The following is a 17476-nucleotide window of genomic DNA, read 5'->3' as shown; positions in this document are numbered from 1 at the left end:
ATCTTATCAAAAGCCGTTACGCAATAAAATCAAATCCACAGCATCTGCTCTACATCTATTCAATATGGTGACTTAATTTTCTGCTGATGAGGGTTATTAATACCAATACAATAAAAAGCCCCTGTAAGATCACATTAGCTAGGTGTTAACGGATACGTTAAATGAGATTAGCTAAATAATGGACTAAAGCAATAGCCCTTACCTCTAACCGTATTGATGAGTTCTCTTGGTAGACTTTCTTTGGCCATTTTTCTACGGGTATTACTGATGTGCATATCAAGGTTACGGTCAAACTCGCCTAACTCTTTATGCAACACGCGCATTTGCAATTCTGATTTAGTGACGATTTCTCCTTTACGCTTAAACAAATATTTGAACAAACGATACTCTGTTTGAGTAAGATTTAATTGCTGACCATTAAATGTTACCGCGTTATTATCATCATCAAACTCCACATTGGCGCTTTGTTCAATATGTTGTTTTTCGGTAGTTTGCTCTATTTGTCCACTGGTTAACTGTGATTCGATAACAGCAAAATCAATATTGTCAATATGAGTCATTGAATCGTGAGTTTGCTTTGTTGTGCGTCGATTAAGCACATTCACACGCAGTAAAAGTTCTTTCACATTAATAGGCTCTGGTAAATAATCATCAGCGCCCAGTTCAAATGCAGCAATACGTTCATCGACACTGGCATTGTTGGTAATAACAATCACGGGTGTTTGACAATGCTTACCCATGAGTAACCAAAAAGCATCCATTTGTGTTACTGAAGAGTCCAGTAAAATCACTTCAAACTGATTACTTTCCATTGCAACTAAGGCATTAAAGCCGTTATCAACAATGGTAATAACATAGCCTAAAAGTTGTAATTGCTGACATAAGGGCAAGCTTTTTTTTAGCTGCTGGTCAATGAGGAGGATCTTTTTCATGACGACTTAATCTAAATGGTAACTATTACCATTTAGATTAGCACTGTCATGATCAAAATACTATATGTGGAGTGTAAAGCTTCTGCACGGTTGTTGAACCTAGCTCACAAAAATGAAAAAGACCTGATTATTCAGGCCTTTTTTAGGTATTACTAATGCAGATTTGCTTAATGAAGCAACTTACATTGATGGCTTATTGCCATAATTAGTTAACCATTAATTGCTTAATATATTTTACTGGTGCACTGCCATAACTTAAAAATTGTTCATGGAAGCTCTTTAAATCGAAGTCTTCACCCTGTGTTTGTTTTAGTTCTTCACGTAAATCATAAATTTCACGATAGCCAGAGTAGTAACTGGTTAGTTGCACTTGGCTTAATGTTGCCCTGCGCCACTTTCCTTCTGCTTCAGCTTGCTGCTGGAACGCCTCGTTAGTCATTAACTCAATGGCTTGTTCTTCTGTCATGCCGTTAACGCTGCGTTAAGGGGTGAGTGCCGCCTAAACCAACTTTCCGCAGACCAATTTCACCACAAAAATCACCGCATACCAAAAATGCCACGCGGCAAGAATCCCTCTTAAACGCTTTGCTATGCGCATCTTCCACGATTGATTTCCGCTATCGCAGAGCGCAGATTATTTACTTTGAACTCTGTAAGTAACACGGTGATGAAAGAGAACATTGCTATTGAAATAAGTGCAGCGTTTGTAAATTTTAAATCATTGTCCGCTAAAACACCGAATAGGCCAAAAAATAGTAAAATAAAAGCCATTATCGCTTGAATCGAGTCATTCGTTTTCACCTTGTATTCATCGGCGGCAATATCTTTCACTATTGAAACTGGATTGGACAGCCCGTCAAGTGTAACCAAAACTTTTCCTTTTCTGACTTTGGCTTTAAAACCGATATCTTGTAATGAGTTTACTAAATCATCCATAATAATTACCTATCATTTCTACAAACGCATAACGCCCTGCTAATAAGTGGACCATATGCTGGCGGGCTATTTGCTCAGCAATGGCGTGACAACCTTGGTGAACCTGGATTTAGCAGCTTGTTAGTAGCTGACAGAATAACTTTATGCGCCAGCCATCTTTACTAAAAAAAAATAAAACGAAACAAACTAGACAGCCATTATCAATCAATAACATAACGACCTTTTCAACTATGTACAAGTGAACATGCTTGATTAAGTAGCCCGCGGCGTTTGGTTGTGGGCTTTGAAGGTTGATAATGATGATATTTGAGTGTTTTCGGCTTAATTTACCGTTTTTAAGCCGTCACTTTGCAACCATGCAAGGATGATGGTTTTGAGTGTTTAACTTTGGTGATATTAGTTATATTGAACCTATTTAACGTGCCTGCTTACTGAAAATGCTGGCAGCTTGTAGCAAAGTGCCGTCGCCGTTTTTGTAAATGCTCACAGTATTGTGTTAGCTCTTGCAGTGAGCCCACTGGGCCATGAAATAGCTGACCAAATTCGGTGGTGATTTTAAGCCAGTTTTGTTGTGGAATATTAAGCCTGGTGAGTAACTTCGCACTGCTTTGACTGATTGCACCGCGTTTATCATCACGAATAATGCGCCCTGTATCATCCACTAGTTCAAGGTAATCCTTTAATGAAAATGCAATGCCTTTGGGTTGGTTAGCACGTTCATTACCAATAAATGGCAACAAGGTTTTAGGCTGCTCACCTTTTATTGCCGCTTTTACTCGTTGTTGGATACTGGTGTAGTCTGATTGCTCTGGTGTGGCGGCCATATTTGCGCGTATAGGGTTTAAGTCCACATAGGCCATACTGGCTAAAACTGCCGCTTCATCTAAAAGCGCTTGAGATTTAAACCTGCCCTCCCAAAATCGACCCGAGCAGTTATCCTCTTGATTGGCTTGTCTGGCTATCGGCTCATTCAAGCAGCGCATAAACCAAGAGATGTCACATAAGCGGCTACGGTAAATAGCGATGTTGTGCTTTTACCTTACTACCTCGTGAGGTTCAATGAGCTGACCTTTAGCAAATTTTTGGGTTAACCCATCGCCTTTAAACAACTTATGCCATTACATCACCACATCGCGGTCACTCCAGTTATTTACTGTTTCAATATCAATGTGTAACACCACATGCAGATGATTAGACATCACCGCATAAGCCGCCACATTAATGGCAAACACATCTGTCAGTTAAAGAATGAGTGATTCAACCCAGCCACGTCTGTGGTCATAGTTGTTACCTGTGTATTTATCATCACCACATACTCTTTACTCTAAAAGAATGCACGGCCAACCACACGGCTGCAACAATGGCAATAAGGGTTATCTCGTTGGTAATAGTTCTAGGCTAATTTGGCTTCTACGAGGGCGCGGCATCTATTTTACCCTCCATTAAAAAGACCTAGAGGTGGTTTTTAGCCGCTAATGAGCAAAGACATAAAATCGACTGTATGACCATGACTAAGCTTTTACAACAGACTTGATTGAATGGTTAAAGATTAACGATATTTCGCTGCTATTATTTTAAAACGATGAAAATATTTAGATATTAATACCAGTCTGCGACCCACCAAGCTGCAGATCACCTATATATGCCATATACTAGTTAACATCTATTCAAATCCCCCTAATATCGAGCGAATAATGGAAGTCGAGCTACTTGAAATTCGTAACTTCATCCGCCAGTACCCACCTTTTGATCAATTGCCAGAAGAGGCATTAATCGAAGTATCACAAAGTGTCGAGATATCCTATAGTCGTGCTAACAGTATGATCATTGATTTTAATGATAAAATACACGAACTTTATATGATCCGCAGTGGTGTCGTGGAGGTTTACCGACGTTCAGGGGAACTGTATAACCGCCTTGATCAAGGAGGCTTATTCGGCCAAATGGGGCTACTGACCAATAATAAAGTACGCTTACCTGCAAAATCCCTCAAAGACTCCCTACTCTACTGTATTCCTGAAAGTATTTTTGAAGACTTTTGCGAGCGCTATGACACCTTTGCTGACTTTGTTGAGGTCGAAGGTAGCATTCGTTTACAGCAAGCGGTTGAGGACAATAGCGACGATGCTAACTCACTCACTACTTCGAAGGTTAAAACGCTACTGAGTCGCGAACCTGTGATGCTACCCATTACTACCACCATTCAAAACGTGGCTAAAACCATGTCTGAAGAGCATGTATCAGCGGCCATTATTAACGACCCCAACCTTGCCGATGAAGGTGGTAATAGCTTTGTGGGAATCATCACTGAGCGAGATCTATGTGCAAAGGTGCTCGCCCAAGGGTTAGATGTAGAAACCCAAGTTGCAGAGGTCATGTCCACCGAGCTTATCTCTTTAGATCATAACGCCTATATTTTTGAAGCCATGCTGCTGATGCTCAGGTATAACGTTCATCACTTACCGATATTAAAAAACAAACAACCTATTGGTTTAATTGAAGTCAGTGACATTATTCGCTATGAATCCCAAAACAGCTTATTGATTGTTAGCAGTATTTTTCAGCAAAACAGTATTGATGACTTAATTATCTTGTCACATCAGCTTAAAGATTGTTTTGTGCGTATGGTCAACGAAGATGCAAACTCACACATGGTGGGTCGCGCCATGTCTGAAATTGGTAGAAGTTTTAAGCAGCGTTTACTGGAGTTGGCTGAAGAAAGATTAGGACCGCCACCCGTGCCCTATTGTTTTTTAGCATTAGGCTCTATGGCTCGTGATGAGCAACTTATTGTAACGGATCAAGATAATGCGATTATTTTAGATAATCAATATCAAGAATCACTTCATGGTGAATACTTTAAGCAATTAGCCACCTATGTATGTGATGGTTTAGCTGCCTGTGGCTACACTTATTGCACCGGTGACATAATGGCAACAAACCCAGAGTATCGAAAAACCCAATCCCAATGGGAAGAGTGTTTTGCCGACTGGATTGATAATCCAAAGCCTCAAGCACTATTAAACTGCTCAATCTTTTTTGATCTTTATGGGGTATACGGTAGACCCAAATGGGCTGAACAGCTCAACGCCTTTATACTCAGAAAAGCAAAAAAGAATAATCGCTTTTTAGCCTGCCTTGCAAGAAACGCCATTAATCGCACCCCACCACTGGGCTTTTTTAAAGACTTTGTCATGGAAAAAGACGGTCGCCATAACAACTCAATTAATTTAAAGCGCCGTGGCACCGCGCCATTAGCTGATCTTATCCGTGTCCACGCCCTCGCCATTGGCTCACAATCGCAAAATTCATTTGATCGCTTAGAAGACATTATCGAAGCCGGAATTTTACCGCCGTCAAAAGGTAAAGATTTACAGCATGCAATGGAGTTTATCTCTTTAGTTCGCATTCGCCATCAAGCATTAGATATTCAATCGGATCAAGAACCCGATAATAATATTGAACCTGAAAACATGTCTGATTTTGAAAGACGTAATTTAAAAGATGCTTTTTTGGTACTAAGCAGTGCGCAAAACTTTTTAAAGTTCCGCTACAGTGCTAGCAGCATGCAAGGATAATTAATGCGACTTTTTACAAACCAAGAAATTTTAAACTGGAAAGCTTTTTTGCAAATCAAAGCCAAAGAAAGTAAAGATAGCAGATTAAAAAAATTCTATAATGCCAGCACTTACCACGAAGAAATCAAACTGAAAGATATTGAATTTGTCGCTGTAGATTTCGAAACAACTGGCTTAGATGCCAACCAAAACAGCATTATTAGTATAGGTTTGGTGCCGTTTACCTTAGATCGCATCGCCTGTCGAAAGGCGAAACATTGGTTTATCTCACCAGAAGATAAACTCAAAGAAGACTCCATCATCATCCATGGTATTACCCATTCAGACTTAAAAGGCGCACCTGATTTACTCCGAATTTTAGAACAACTATTAGATGAGTTGGCAGGCAAAATTGTGGTAGTGCATTATCGCAGAATTGAACGAGATTTTTTTGACGCCGCACTTCGCAGTTTAATAAACGAAGGGATTGTATTCCCTGTAGTTGATACCATGCAGCTCGAAGCTAATATTCAACAGGCAAAACCCCGAAGCTTTTTAGATTGGCTGAGAAACACTCGCCCAGCATCAATTCGACTTGCTAATAGTCGTAGCCGATACAATCTACCCACCTATCCACCACACGATGCATTAACCGATGCCATCGCAACCGCTGAATTACTGCAAGCTCAAATTCAGTACCACTTTAGCCCAGACACACCGATAAAAAAGCTATGGGTATAGATCGAATAAGCCCAGTTTCACTTGAATAATGACAAGTGAAACTGGGCTTTGGTTTAGATTTAGGTTTAGGTTAGCTCCTTAACCCAGGCCTTTTTTCAGTTCGCAGACCCATAATTAAACTGACACACATCACCAATAAAATAATGGTAAATGGTAAAGCCGTTGAAATCGCACCAGCCTGCAATGCTTCAATGGCTTGGGTGCCACCAACCCAAAGTAGACCCGCAGCAATCGCACCTTCAATAAAGGCCCAGAATACACGCTGAGGAACGGGTGCATCGACTTTACCGCCTGATGTGATGCTATCAATCACCAGTGAACCAGAATCTGATGAGGTTACAAAGAATACGAGTACCAATACAACGGCCAATAACGATAATATATTGCCCATTGGCAATGCATCAAACATCTCAAACATCGCTAAAGGCACTTCTGTTAAGCCTTTCTCACCTAAGGTACCAATCTTGTTGACCACTTGATCAATCGCAACGCCACCGAATACTGACATCCACAAGGTTGTCACCACTGTAGGTACAATCAATACAGCCATCATAAATTCACGGATGGTACGGCCACGGGAAATACGCGCTATAAACATACCTACAAAAGGAGACCATGATATCCACCAAGACCAATAAAACACGGTCCAACCATGCATCCAAGCTTCGTCATCACGACCCATTGGGTTACTTAAAGGAATGATATTTTCAATGTAGCCCATTACGGTCATGGGAATGGTACCCATAGAAACCGCAAAACTCACTAATATAACAAATAACATTAATGCCAGCGCCAACAACATATTGACATTACTGATAACTTTTACACCACCGTCAATACCGCGAACCACAGAAACCACAGCAATTAACGTCACTATCACGATAATGCCGACTTGCAGCATTAAGCCATTATCCATACCAAATACATGGTGAAAACCACTGGCAGCCTGTTGAGCCCCAAGGCCGAGGGATGTCGCCAGACCAAATAAAGTGGCAAGTACCGCTAAAATGTCAACAACGTGGCCTGGCCAACCCCAAGTTCTATCGCCCAATATTGGGTAAAAAACTGAACGCATTGAAAGCGGTAAGCCTTTATTATAAGCGAAAAAAGCAAGTGATAGTGATACTACACCGTAAATGGCCCATGGATGTAAGCCCCAATGGAACATGGTGGCACCCAGTGCTAACTTCGCAGCTTCAGGTGTGTTTGGCTCGACATTAAGTGGTGTTTCATACCAGCCAGTGAAATAAGCTACAGGCTCTGCTACCCCCCAAAACATTAAACCAATGCCCATTCCCGCGGCAAATAGCATGGCTATCCATGACAACATTGAGTAATCGGCCTTGGCTTCATCACCACCTAAGCGAATTTTACCAAATGGCGAAATGATCATTGCCAAACAAAACAACACAAACAGATTGGCAGACCACATAAATAGGCCATCAAAAGTACCAATAATTTTCCATTTTATGCCATCTAATACAGATTTTGATGTTTCTGGTTCAACCAAGAGAATGGCGATTAAGAAGAGTCCAATTAAGGAGGCGCTGATCCCAAAAACAGGGTTGTGGACGTCAAAGCCCCACTTTTGGATGTTATCTTGTCCGACTGTGTAATCGGTATTGTCTATACTATATTTATCATTATTGCTATTCATTAATCCTCATTTAGAACAAACTTCATTAGTACATGAAAGGTTATTTTACTTTATTTAGCGGCAACTTGCTGTCTATTCTGGCAAAAGCTGCCCTTGATGTGACCTGACACACTATGAGTTAAACGTTCTGGCTAAAATGTCTGCTAAGGTTTAGTCGGATTAGCAACTAAGTTTAAAGTCTAGTTAACTTTAGCGCATAAATGGCCAAGCATTTGAAATTCTGCTTTTTTGAAGTGATTGGGCTGTTTTATCAACCAGTGATATGGCTTATTGTTAAGCCATATCAGCGATTCAAAAATTGACTATGAGTAAGCGCTTAAATATCGACTAGAGATAAATGTTTAAAATGCGTAGATAGCATTAGTCATTTTTAATTTAAAGCGTTTTCAAATCATTGAATTCAACCCTGCCTTTGCGCCAAAAATAAAACGCAGCACAAGCTGCTACCAGCGCAGTAATGACACCAAATTCATCCATATACCAACTCGAATCGGCTTTTTGCAGCGTAATCGGTGTAAATACTTTTTGAATAAAAATATTTGAACTCATGTGGTATATCACCCCAGTCCACAAACTACCTGTTTTCAACCGCAGATAAGTCATTATCATCCCAGTTGAAATGATAAAAACACTGAAAATGATGAGCTGATAATATAAAGGAGTGACATCATTTCCATATAAGCCTTTGATGATCAGTGGCCAATGCCATACGGACCAAACCAATCCACTCACGAGGGCAACACCAGTGAAAGACATAAACTTAGACAGCTCAGGCACAAGTAGACCACGCCAGCCAATCTCCTCGCCTAATATCGAAGGTAAAGACACAAAAAAACTGATTGTCGCAACTAGTATAAAATGAAATAAAAATATACTGGCGTCGTTCCAATGAACTAAATTGTACTTTTGTTTTTGTGTAAACAAGAAATCAGCATCATAAAAGTCTGCGACACCTAATAACCAAACCAACAGGTATGCCATTAACGCGATGGCAAAAGGAACAAGATAACTTAGCCATTGGTATTTCCACTGCCCCCAGTGCCAACCAAGACCTGAAAGGCTCCGCTTACGAATAATACACGTTAAGATAGTGGCAGCGCCAACAGAGAGCATTAGCGGTGTTGCTTGACCCATCCTAAAAATTAACCAGTAGCCTACAACATAAAATACGATAACCAGTGAGAAAAATGTCGCCAGCGTTAGTACGCTATCTCTAGTAATGTTCAAGCTTTACTCCACTAAATGAACGACCTATATGGCCGTTATAATATATAAAGCTATTTTTTTGATTTATGCTGCAATCGCCAAGTTAAATAACCATAAAAAATACCACCAATAGGAAAAGTAATTAAAGATAGCACTATGCCATCAAAAAAGTGTTTTTCTCCTGTTAAGTGCATAATCAACTGGAATAAAATCGCAGTTGAGATCCCCCAAAGTAAAACACCTTTGATTAAGATGCGCAGTAGTAGATTTCTGTTGGTGATACTAATATTCATTTAAAACTTCCTTGTTGATCTAATAAAACTAAAAAAACATTAATTATTTATAGGTAGTACCATCATGCTTTAACCAGCCTTCGGCGTGTCGCCCTGCAGGATCTGCATGGGTCCAATGGATCACCCCGCCTTTTTTGCTCCATTCATATTCACCATAAAACTCAACAAGGTCACCAACACGCAAATTTGAAACTCTCGGGGCTAAATCAATATTGTGGGCTACCAGCAAGGTTAAGCCACTATTGAGTTTTAGAATGAATTTTTGATGCCTTGAGCCTTGATTATCATCAGCAAGAATATGAACCACACGACCACTGCCGTTAACTTGAACATCGCCGCTTTTAGACTCATAAGCGCGCTGAATGACAGTATCATTTGCCCCGACGGGTAACACACTTGTCAGCGCCAATAGGCAAGTAAATAGACAAATAAATAGCCATTTCATCATTATTATCCTTAAAAGTATTTGCTTTAATCGTTCAAGTGAATCATTTATTGGTTGTTTTTATCGTCGCCAAATACCTTACCCGTTTTAAGGTAATAGAGTGTTACAACCGAAGCTGTAAACATAATCAGCCCACAAAAAGCCCATAAATAATCGCCATCTTGTATACCTAAAATCAAACTGGCTAAGCCTACAAAAACGATAAAAATTTGTGCGAACATATAAAAATCCCCTTTAATTAGATACCTAAATTAATTTAACGCCGCTAAAAACAAAATCGAAAGGAAAATTAGTTTAGCTAAATCATTGAACTGATACAACAAAATAGCAACAGACTCAAAAGGTACAAGACTCAAATAAGTCACGCTTTGACTTGTCAAATTCATATCGACGACACTAAATGTAGATGATAGAACAGTGTTAAGGCTGACAAAGTCTTTATGAGGGATAATTTTATAGTGATGATTAATTGCTGATGTCAGTATAAAAATACTAAGCATTCATAAAATCCTAGTTTTTATACTGAGTTTGCTAAAACAAATCAATTTTTTAAATTAAAGAATAACTTGAGGATTTAATTAATAGCTTAGAGGTTTAAATAATAACTTGGGAGTTTAAATAATAACTTGGGGATTTAAATAAAAATAGCTTGGAGAATTTGGCGGTGACGGAGAGATTCGAACTCTCGAAAGGTTGCCCTTTACACACTTTCCAGGCGTGCTCCTTCAGCCACTCGGACACGTCACCTAATTTGTTGCTGTCATTTTAACGTGTGAGTGGCACGGTTCTATTTATCTATACTGCTATAAGTTAACACTATTGAATATAAGGTAATTATGAAAAACCTTATGTTGTAGAACGAGCGGTACTTTACGCAAATGCGTATTTGAGGTCAAGCAGAAATCGATGTTTTACAAACTCTTGAACGTTTGCTGTTCAAATCGAGCAATTCCGTTGCTCGATTGATTAAATAAAGCACGTTATTAACTCATTAGCGTTGGGAATAAACCTTTAATACCGGCAGCTATCACTTCAATACCAATTGAAAGCATTAGCAGCCCCATTAAACGCGTGATGACGTTAATGCCTGTTGTACCTAGCAACTTAAAAATAATCGGTGCCATTCTGAACAAACCAAAACTCATTAAACCAAAAATAATCACCGTAATGGACATACCTATCATGTCCACCAATGAGTTATTAGTAGAAGAAAATACAATAACTGAACTAATGGCGCCAGGACCAGCCATTAATGGCAATGCCAGTGGTACCACAGCAACCGACTCCATGCCTGATGCTTCACGGTCTTCTTCTTGGTTACGTTTCACTTGGCTCAATTTACCCTGCAGCATAGACATCGCGATGATCGCAATCAAACTGCCACCGGCAATTCTAAAGGCTGATAAAGAGATACTGAACATATTTAAAATATGCTCTCCAATAAAAATCGTGGTTAACAAAATAATCACCACGGCAAAGTTTGCCACTTTACCTGTATGGTTACGTTCTACCTCAGTTTGGTGACTGGTTAAGGTCACAAACACAGGCAATAAGCCCACAGGGTTGATAATTGCTATCAATCCTAAGAAAAACTTAACGTAAAGCATTAAATCCACGAGCTTACCCTCTATATCAATGGTTTTGTGGTCAAAAAAATAATCGCGCAACTCTACTGCTTTTTATGCATTTTACAAATGTATTTTCTTACAAATATGAGCTAGTTAATAATAAACCTAATCTGACCTTAATTTACTTTTACGACAATAGCTTTTCGGAGCCAATTAACAAAATTCAATGTCTACAAACACCACTTACGACATAAATGAAATTTAATGACATAATCGAGTAAAAAAGCGCTATAAAAATTCATCATCAAGCTTTGTACTGTTACAATAAACCTCATTATTGAATGTTAGTTACTTAATCGGCGTTATTAACGACAGTAAGTAGATTGAAATCACTATGGGTAAACACTATGAGTAAACGTACTAGGATCTGTCATAAAAATGGTCATCGAAAAATGACGGGTTCACGCAGAAGATTAACTTACCTTGTATGTATTACTAAAACGGCTCAAAAGTGCCCATCTACAGAACTCAATATAGTCGATAAAACAAGCCTCGAAACTATCTAGCTGAAAAATTACCCATTTCAGAGTAATTAATTTTTCAGCCCATAAAAAAAGAGATGCTAAATAGCATCTCTTTTTTGTTCGCCTAACCGTAAAACTATTTGTTTTCAGTCCAGCGATCCATCCAACCTAGTACGTTTTTGTACCACTGCTGTAGGTTATCTTGATTTAAGATCCAATGGTTCTCATCAGGGAACATTAATAGCTCTGATGGGATGTTATTGCGCTGCATGTATGTAAATGCCGCTAGCCCTTGCCCATAAGGCACGCGGTAGTCTTTCTCACCGTGGATCACTAACATTGGTGTGTTCCAGTTTTCAACATAGTTTACTGGATTGAACTTCTCATATAGTTCTTTATTTTCAGTGTATGTACCACCAAATTCATACTCAGGAAACCAAAGCTCTTCTGTTACGTGGTACATGCTACGCATATCAAATAAACCAGCGTGGTTTACAAGACACTTAAAGCCATCGCTCCAGTTACCTTGGATCCAGTTCATCATGTAGCCGCCATATGAGCCACCTAATGCACAGGCATTATCGGTATCTAGCCATTTTTGTTGCTGACCAACCGCTGCTAGGCCTTTTTGCAAGTCTTCAAGCGGTTTACCACCCCAATCTTGGGTGATTGAATCAGTAAAGGCTTGTCCATAACCGGTTGAGCCATGGAAGTCGACCATAACCACACCATAACCTGCGCCAGCCCAAAGTTGTGCATTCCAGCGACCACTGAATGAGTTACCAAATGAACCTTGCGGGCCACCGTGAACTAAGTATGCGATTGGGTATTTCTTACCGGCTTCATAATTAGCAGGTTTAATCCAGTAACCGTGTACTGTCTCGTTATTCCAACCTTTGAAGTTAAATTGCTGGAACTCACCAAATTGAATTTCAGCTAATTTGTCTTCATTAACATTGGTTAAACGGGTGAGGTTTTCACCTTCAAGGCTAATTTTATATAAGTCGCCCGGCTCAACTAATGATTTGTTGCTGAAAATAAGCCCTGACTCTGTCACTGCGACAAGGTTGTTACTGCCATCATTGTATATCGGACGGACATCACCAAACTGAGTGTTAACTTCAAAGATGGTCACTTGACCTACATCTTGCGCCGTGACATAAAGCGTGCGGCCATCATCACTGAAGGTCAGTGAGCTTGGGCTGCGATCCCATAACGGTGCCACTTCTTTTTCTGCGCCAGTAACTGTGTCACGCAACATAATGCGGTAACGGTCAGCTTCAAATCCAGGCTTACTCATCGCAAGATAAGCTAGTTGACGACCATCTTTAGAATAAGTCGGTTGTGCATCCCATGCTTTATTATCTGGCGTTAGGTTTTCAGCCGTGCCACCAGCAACAGACACTTTCCATAGATCATAGTTGGTCGTCCATGCTTGATCTTTGCTTGGGGCTTTGGCGCTATAAACAATGTGTTTACCATCTGCGGTAAAGGTCACCTCTTCCATGCCTGAAAAAGGCTTTGGCGGGGTTTCAGTATCTAAACCTTGGGTAACATCAACAACATCTGTTACTGGCTTGCCATTTAGCTGACCGACAAACAAATGGTTACGGGCGTGATCTTCCCATGTATCCCAATGGCGAACCATGAGTTGTTTGTATTCACGACCCGTGGTCTTTTTGTTTTCTTCAGCCTCAATACGATCAACCGTACAAGCTAAGTCTTTACAGTCAGGAAATACGCGCATGTTCATGACAACTTGTTTGCCGTCATTTGATAACTTATAGCCATTGATATCCAATGGTAAGTCAGTCACTTGCATCGCTTCGCCACCAGTTAAGGCTAAGTTAAATAACTGACTAGAACCGTTACGCGCTGCTAAGAAGTAAATTGATTTACCATCAACACTAAAAGTTACGTCATGTTCAGTGCCTTTATGTGAGGTAATTTGAACTGGCTTAGCATTTTTATCACTCAGATCCAGTAAGTATAAATCAGAGCTGCTGTCGCCCTGCTCGTCAATTAACTTAACGGCATACACTAACTTGCTGCCATCATTTGATACAGCGGCAGAATGAAGCTTATTCAACTTTACAAGTTGTTGAACATTAAAGGGGGTTTTAGCAGGCTCTGCTGCTTGTACTGACAAGGCAAAGCCTGCAGTTGCAATAGCGAGTAAAATTGACGATTTTTTCATTTGATGAAGTTCTCTTTTTAATTTTTGTTGTGTTACCAATGTCTGTGTTATTTTTTAGTGCTACATCACAGCAAAATGATTAATCGATGAAATGCTGTTATCAAACAGTTTACAGACTGAAAGTACACTGTTTCAAAAATACCAATAATAAGTACTGATAGCACACTACCCAAACAAAAACGCTCAGGCAATAGGATTTTGACACAATCCAAACCAGAGCGAGATTATTTGCGCTATTTGACGAAATTAACCACAAAAACCATAACGTGAAATTAAAATTAACGCTTATTTGGTTTTGGCATTAGCAATATTAACTTTCCAAATTGCCGGACCTGTTTCATGGGCATTAACGCCTTGAGTATCCACAGCCACGGTAACCGGCATATCTTGAACATCAAATTCATAGATAGCTTCCATACCTAAGTCTTCAAAAGCCACCACACGAGATTTCTTAATCGCTTTAGATACTAAGTAAGCAGCGCCGCCGACAGCCATTAAATAAACGGCTTTGTGTTTTTTGATTGATTCAACGGTTTGTGGCCCACGTTCAGACTTACCAATCATGCCCATTAAGCCCGTTTTATCTAACATAAGATCAGTGAACTTATCCATACGGGTTGCGGTTGTTGGGCCTGCAGGGCCCACAACTTCATCGCCTACTGGATCAACAGGCCCTACGTAGTAAATAAATTTACCAGTAAAGTCGACGCCATCAGGTAAACCTTCACCTGATTCAATCAAGGTTTGAATGCGCTTATGAGCCGCATCACGACCTGTTAGCATTTTACCGTTAAGTAATAAGGTATCGCCGCTTTTCCAGGTTTCGATTTCAGCTTGAGTGACTGTGTCTAAATTAACACGATGAGTATTCTCACCTGCTTCACGGGTAATTTCAGGCCAATCAGCTAATGATGGCGGCACTAAGTCAGCAGGGCCAGTGCCATCTAAATGGAAATGCACGTGACGTGTTGCTGCGCAGTTAGGGATCATTACCACAGGTTTTGACGCTGCGTGAGTCGGCACTGATTTAATTTTAATATCAAGTACCGTGGTCAAGCCGCCTAAGCCTTGCGCGCCAATACCCGTATTGTTGGCACGTTCAAAGATATCTAAACGAAGCTTCTCTTCAGTGGTTTCAGCGCCGCGCTCCATTAGCTCATGGATATCAACCGGGTCCATTAACGACTCTTTGGCAAGTACCGCTGCTTTTTCAGCTGTGCCACCAATACCTATGCCTAACATACCTGGCGGACACCAACCTGCGCCCATAGTCGGTAAGGTTTTTTCAACCCACGCAGCAATATCATCTGACGGGTTTAACATCACCATTTTTGATTTGTTTTCTGATCCGCCGCCTTTTGCTGCGATCATGACTTCAATATGATTACCTGGCACCATATCAATATGAACTACAGATGGCGTGTTATCGCGAGTGTTTTTGCGGGAACCTGCAGGATCGGCAACGATTGATGCACGTAAAGGGTTATCGGGATTCAGGTAAGCTTGGCGTACACCTTCATCTACCATTTCCTGAACCGTCATATCGGTTTTGTCCCACTGCACTGCCATACCAATTTTGACAAAACTGGTCACAATACCTGTGTCTTGGCATAAAGGACGTTTACCTTCTGCTGACATACGTGAGTTAATCAAAATCTGTGCGATGGCATCTTTTGCAGCCTCGCTTTCTTCACGATCGTAGGCCTTAGCCATTGCATCAACGAAATCTTTAGGATGGTAATACGAAATATACTGCAGAGAATCAGCAATGCTTTCAATAAAGTCAGCTTGCTTGATCACGACATTAGCAGATGAGTTTGTAGACATATAGGGGCGCTCCAGCAGCCATTGCGGCATAACTTGTTTTATTTTTATATGAATGCAATTTTAAAATTGCCTTCAATTAGCTATTAATCCTTTCAGGGACAATATGATACTCTTTCCAACGTTTTTGGGCTACATCACATTTTAAATAGGTTACAACATGCATTCTCGGGGCAAGCAATCACTGGCAATTCAGCAACTGGATTGGGATATTAGTACGCACACCTTGTTTGAACATTTCTGCCACCAGCCTTGGGCTATGCTGTTAGATTCGGCCAACGCAGCCCATACTGATGCTAAATATGACATTATTGCTATTAGTCCAATAGCTTGTTTAACATATCAAAATAACCTCAGTAAACTCACTATTGTCGATGAAGCGTTAAGCCCGTTACTAGCGAGCTTTGATAGTCAGCAAGCTGTTTTTGATAATCTAGCTCAACTGCAGCAAACACTTTACCCGACAAAACAGCCATGCAAGTTCCCTTTTAGCGGCGGCGCATTAGGTAGCTTTAGTTATGACTTGGGTAGAGTGATAGAAAAACTGCCAGACAGCGCTATTCAAGATATTCACTTGCCTGAAATGAGCGTGGGTTTTTATGACTTTTGCTTAATCTATTGCTATCAACAGCAATGCTGGTTTGGTTTACATTATCAAGGCCAAATTGCCCTTGATACTGCATTGAATAAAATTGAGGTCGCAACTAAAAAAATAACCAAAAACAAATCCACGCAGCCAAAATTCAAACTAACCTCCCCTTGGGAAGATCAAACTACAAGCCAGCAATACCAAGAAAAATTTAATCGGGTGCAACAATATTTGCATTCTGGCGATTGCTATCAAATAAATTTAACGCAGCGGTTTTCAGCTAACTATCATGGCAATGAGTGGCAAGCTTATTGCGCGTTATCTGCAGCCAATAAAGCCCCTTTTTCAGCCTTCTTGAGATTGGAAAATCACTGCATAATGTCAATTTCGCCAGAGCGATTTATTCAACTTTCTGGTGATAAGATTTCTACTAAGCCTATTAAGGGCACCTTGCCTCGCTCAGCAGATGCAGAAATTGATAAACAAAAAGCCCAGCAGTTACAGCACTCAGTCAAAGATCGCGCTGAAAACGTGATGATTGTGGATTTGCTGCGTAATGACATCAGTAAAGTCGCCACTGCGGGCACAGTTAATGTGCCCAAGTTATTTGATATTGAGAGCTTCCCTGCGGTGCATCATTTAGTCAGCACCATTGAAGCTACCCTCGCGGCTAATTTGTCTGCCATCGATATTATCAAGGCAGCCTTTCCGGGTGGTTCTATCACTGGCGCGCCCAAAATTAGAGCCATGCAAATTATCGAAGAATTAGAGCCATCAAGACGCAGTATTTATTGCGGCAGTATTGGTTATATCAGTCAAGATGGCACTATGGATACCAGCATTACCATTAGAACCTTGCTGACTGAAGAAGATAAGATTTATTGCTGGGCCGGTGGCGGTGTAGTGGCAGATTCTAATGCCGATGCTGAGTATCAAGAATGCTTTGATAAGGTCAGTAAGATTCTGCCTATATTAGAAAAGCTCTAAAACAAGCATATTAATTCAAC

Annotated in this window: 13 protein-coding genes, 1 tRNA gene and 2 pseudogenes; 3 read left to right on the top strand and 13 right to left on the bottom strand. The window is 40.4% G+C overall.

Features of this window, described 5'->3' with window-relative positions; all coding sequences use genetic code 11:
- Positions 1-167: 167 nt before the first annotated feature.
- From AB4160_RS05815 to AB4160_RS05800, 4 genes and pseudogenes are all read right to left on the bottom strand, one after another.
- On the bottom strand, positions 168-932 hold the full coding sequence (locus tag AB4160_RS05815) for a response regulator transcription factor (protein WP_372003860.1): 765 nt from the start codon (positions 930-932) through the stop codon (positions 168-170).
- Between the two features lie 205 nt (positions 933-1137).
- Positions 1138-1407 (bottom strand): annotated as a pseudogene (locus AB4160_RS05810) (DUF885 family protein); the annotation flags it as partial.
- Between the two features lie 113 nt (positions 1408-1520).
- Positions 1521-1868 carry a hypothetical protein gene (locus AB4160_RS05805; RefSeq protein WP_102436214.1) on the bottom strand — a complete coding sequence of 116 codons (348 nt, stop codon included), beginning with the start codon at positions 1866-1868 and terminating at the stop codon, positions 1521-1523.
- A 428-nt stretch (positions 1869-2296) separates the two neighbouring features.
- A pseudogene (locus AB4160_RS05800) lies at positions 2297-3295 on the bottom strand (transposase).
- Positions 3296-3562: 267 nt separating this feature from the next.
- Between AB4160_RS05800 and AB4160_RS05795 the strand changes: the two are divergent.
- A complete protein-coding gene (locus tag AB4160_RS05795; protein ID WP_303503443.1) occupies positions 3563-5446 on the top strand; it encodes a DUF294 nucleotidyltransferase-like domain-containing protein in 1884 nt (627 codons plus the stop codon).
- Between the two features lie 3 nt (positions 5447-5449).
- Positions 5450-6166, top strand: coding sequence for a 3'-5' exonuclease (locus AB4160_RS05790; protein ID WP_102436210.1), 717 nt, complete (start codon positions 5450-5452; stop codon positions 6164-6166).
- Positions 6167-6236: 70 nt separating this feature from the next.
- Here the strand turns inward: AB4160_RS05790 and AB4160_RS05785 are convergent, their stop codons facing one another.
- The 9 genes from AB4160_RS05785 to AB4160_RS05745 all read right to left on the bottom strand — a co-directional run bounded on the left by AB4160_RS05785 (position 6237) and on the right by AB4160_RS05745 (position 15883).
- Positions 6237-7823 (bottom strand): BCCT family transporter, encoded by a 1587-nt coding sequence (locus tag AB4160_RS05785; protein ID WP_102436208.1) that lies wholly within the window; start codon positions 7821-7823, stop codon positions 6237-6239.
- 375 nt (positions 7824-8198) lie between these two features.
- Positions 8199-8957: a CPBP family intramembrane glutamic endopeptidase gene (locus tag AB4160_RS05780; protein ID WP_372003858.1), complete on the bottom strand. Its 759-nt coding sequence runs from the start codon at positions 8955-8957 to the stop codon at positions 8199-8201.
- Between the two features lie 143 nt (positions 8958-9100).
- The gene (locus AB4160_RS05775; protein WP_372003856.1) at positions 9101-9322 is read right to left on the bottom strand and encodes a hypothetical protein; all 222 of its coding nucleotides are present in this window, start codon (positions 9320-9322) and stop codon (positions 9101-9103) included.
- A gap of 43 nt (positions 9323-9365) precedes the next feature.
- Positions 9366-9767 (bottom strand): DUF3465 domain-containing protein, encoded by a 402-nt coding sequence (locus AB4160_RS05770; RefSeq protein ID WP_303462328.1) that lies wholly within the window; start codon positions 9765-9767, stop codon positions 9366-9368.
- Positions 9768-9814: 47 nt separating this feature from the next.
- A complete protein-coding gene (locus AB4160_RS05765; RefSeq protein WP_157936124.1) occupies positions 9815-9988 on the bottom strand; it encodes a hypothetical protein in 174 nt (57 codons plus the stop codon).
- Between the two features lie 438 nt (positions 9989-10426).
- Positions 10427-10514, bottom strand: a tRNA-Ser gene (locus AB4160_RS05760).
- 236 nt (positions 10515-10750) lie between these two features.
- A complete protein-coding gene (locus tag AB4160_RS05755) occupies positions 10751-11383 on the bottom strand; it encodes a YchE family NAAT transporter (protein ID WP_102438165.1) in 633 nt (210 codons plus the stop codon).
- Between the two features lie 612 nt (positions 11384-11995).
- The gene (locus AB4160_RS05750; RefSeq protein WP_102438144.1) at positions 11996-14056 is read right to left on the bottom strand and encodes a S9 family peptidase; all 2061 of its coding nucleotides are present in this window, start codon (positions 14054-14056) and stop codon (positions 11996-11998) included.
- 285 nt (positions 14057-14341) lie between these two features.
- Positions 14342-15883, bottom strand: coding sequence for a fumarate hydratase (locus AB4160_RS05745; RefSeq protein WP_303462315.1), 1542 nt, complete (start codon positions 15881-15883; stop codon positions 14342-14344).
- 157 nt (positions 15884-16040) lie between these two features.
- On the opposite strand from AB4160_RS05745, the gene pabB reads away from it, so the two are divergent.
- Positions 16041-17456, top strand: a complete 1416-nt coding sequence (pabB, locus tag AB4160_RS05740) for an aminodeoxychorismate synthase component I (RefSeq protein WP_372003854.1) — start codon at positions 16041-16043, stop codon at positions 17454-17456.
- Positions 17457-17476 lie beyond the last annotated feature (20 nt).

Origin of the sequence: Shewanella sp. 10N.286.51.B8 (genome assembly GCF_041469325.1) — a bacterium.
Lineage (GTDB): Bacteria > Pseudomonadota > Gammaproteobacteria > Enterobacterales > Shewanellaceae > Shewanella.
Note: the sequence above shows the minus strand (reverse complement) of the source record. Positions and strands in the feature narration are given on the sequence as shown.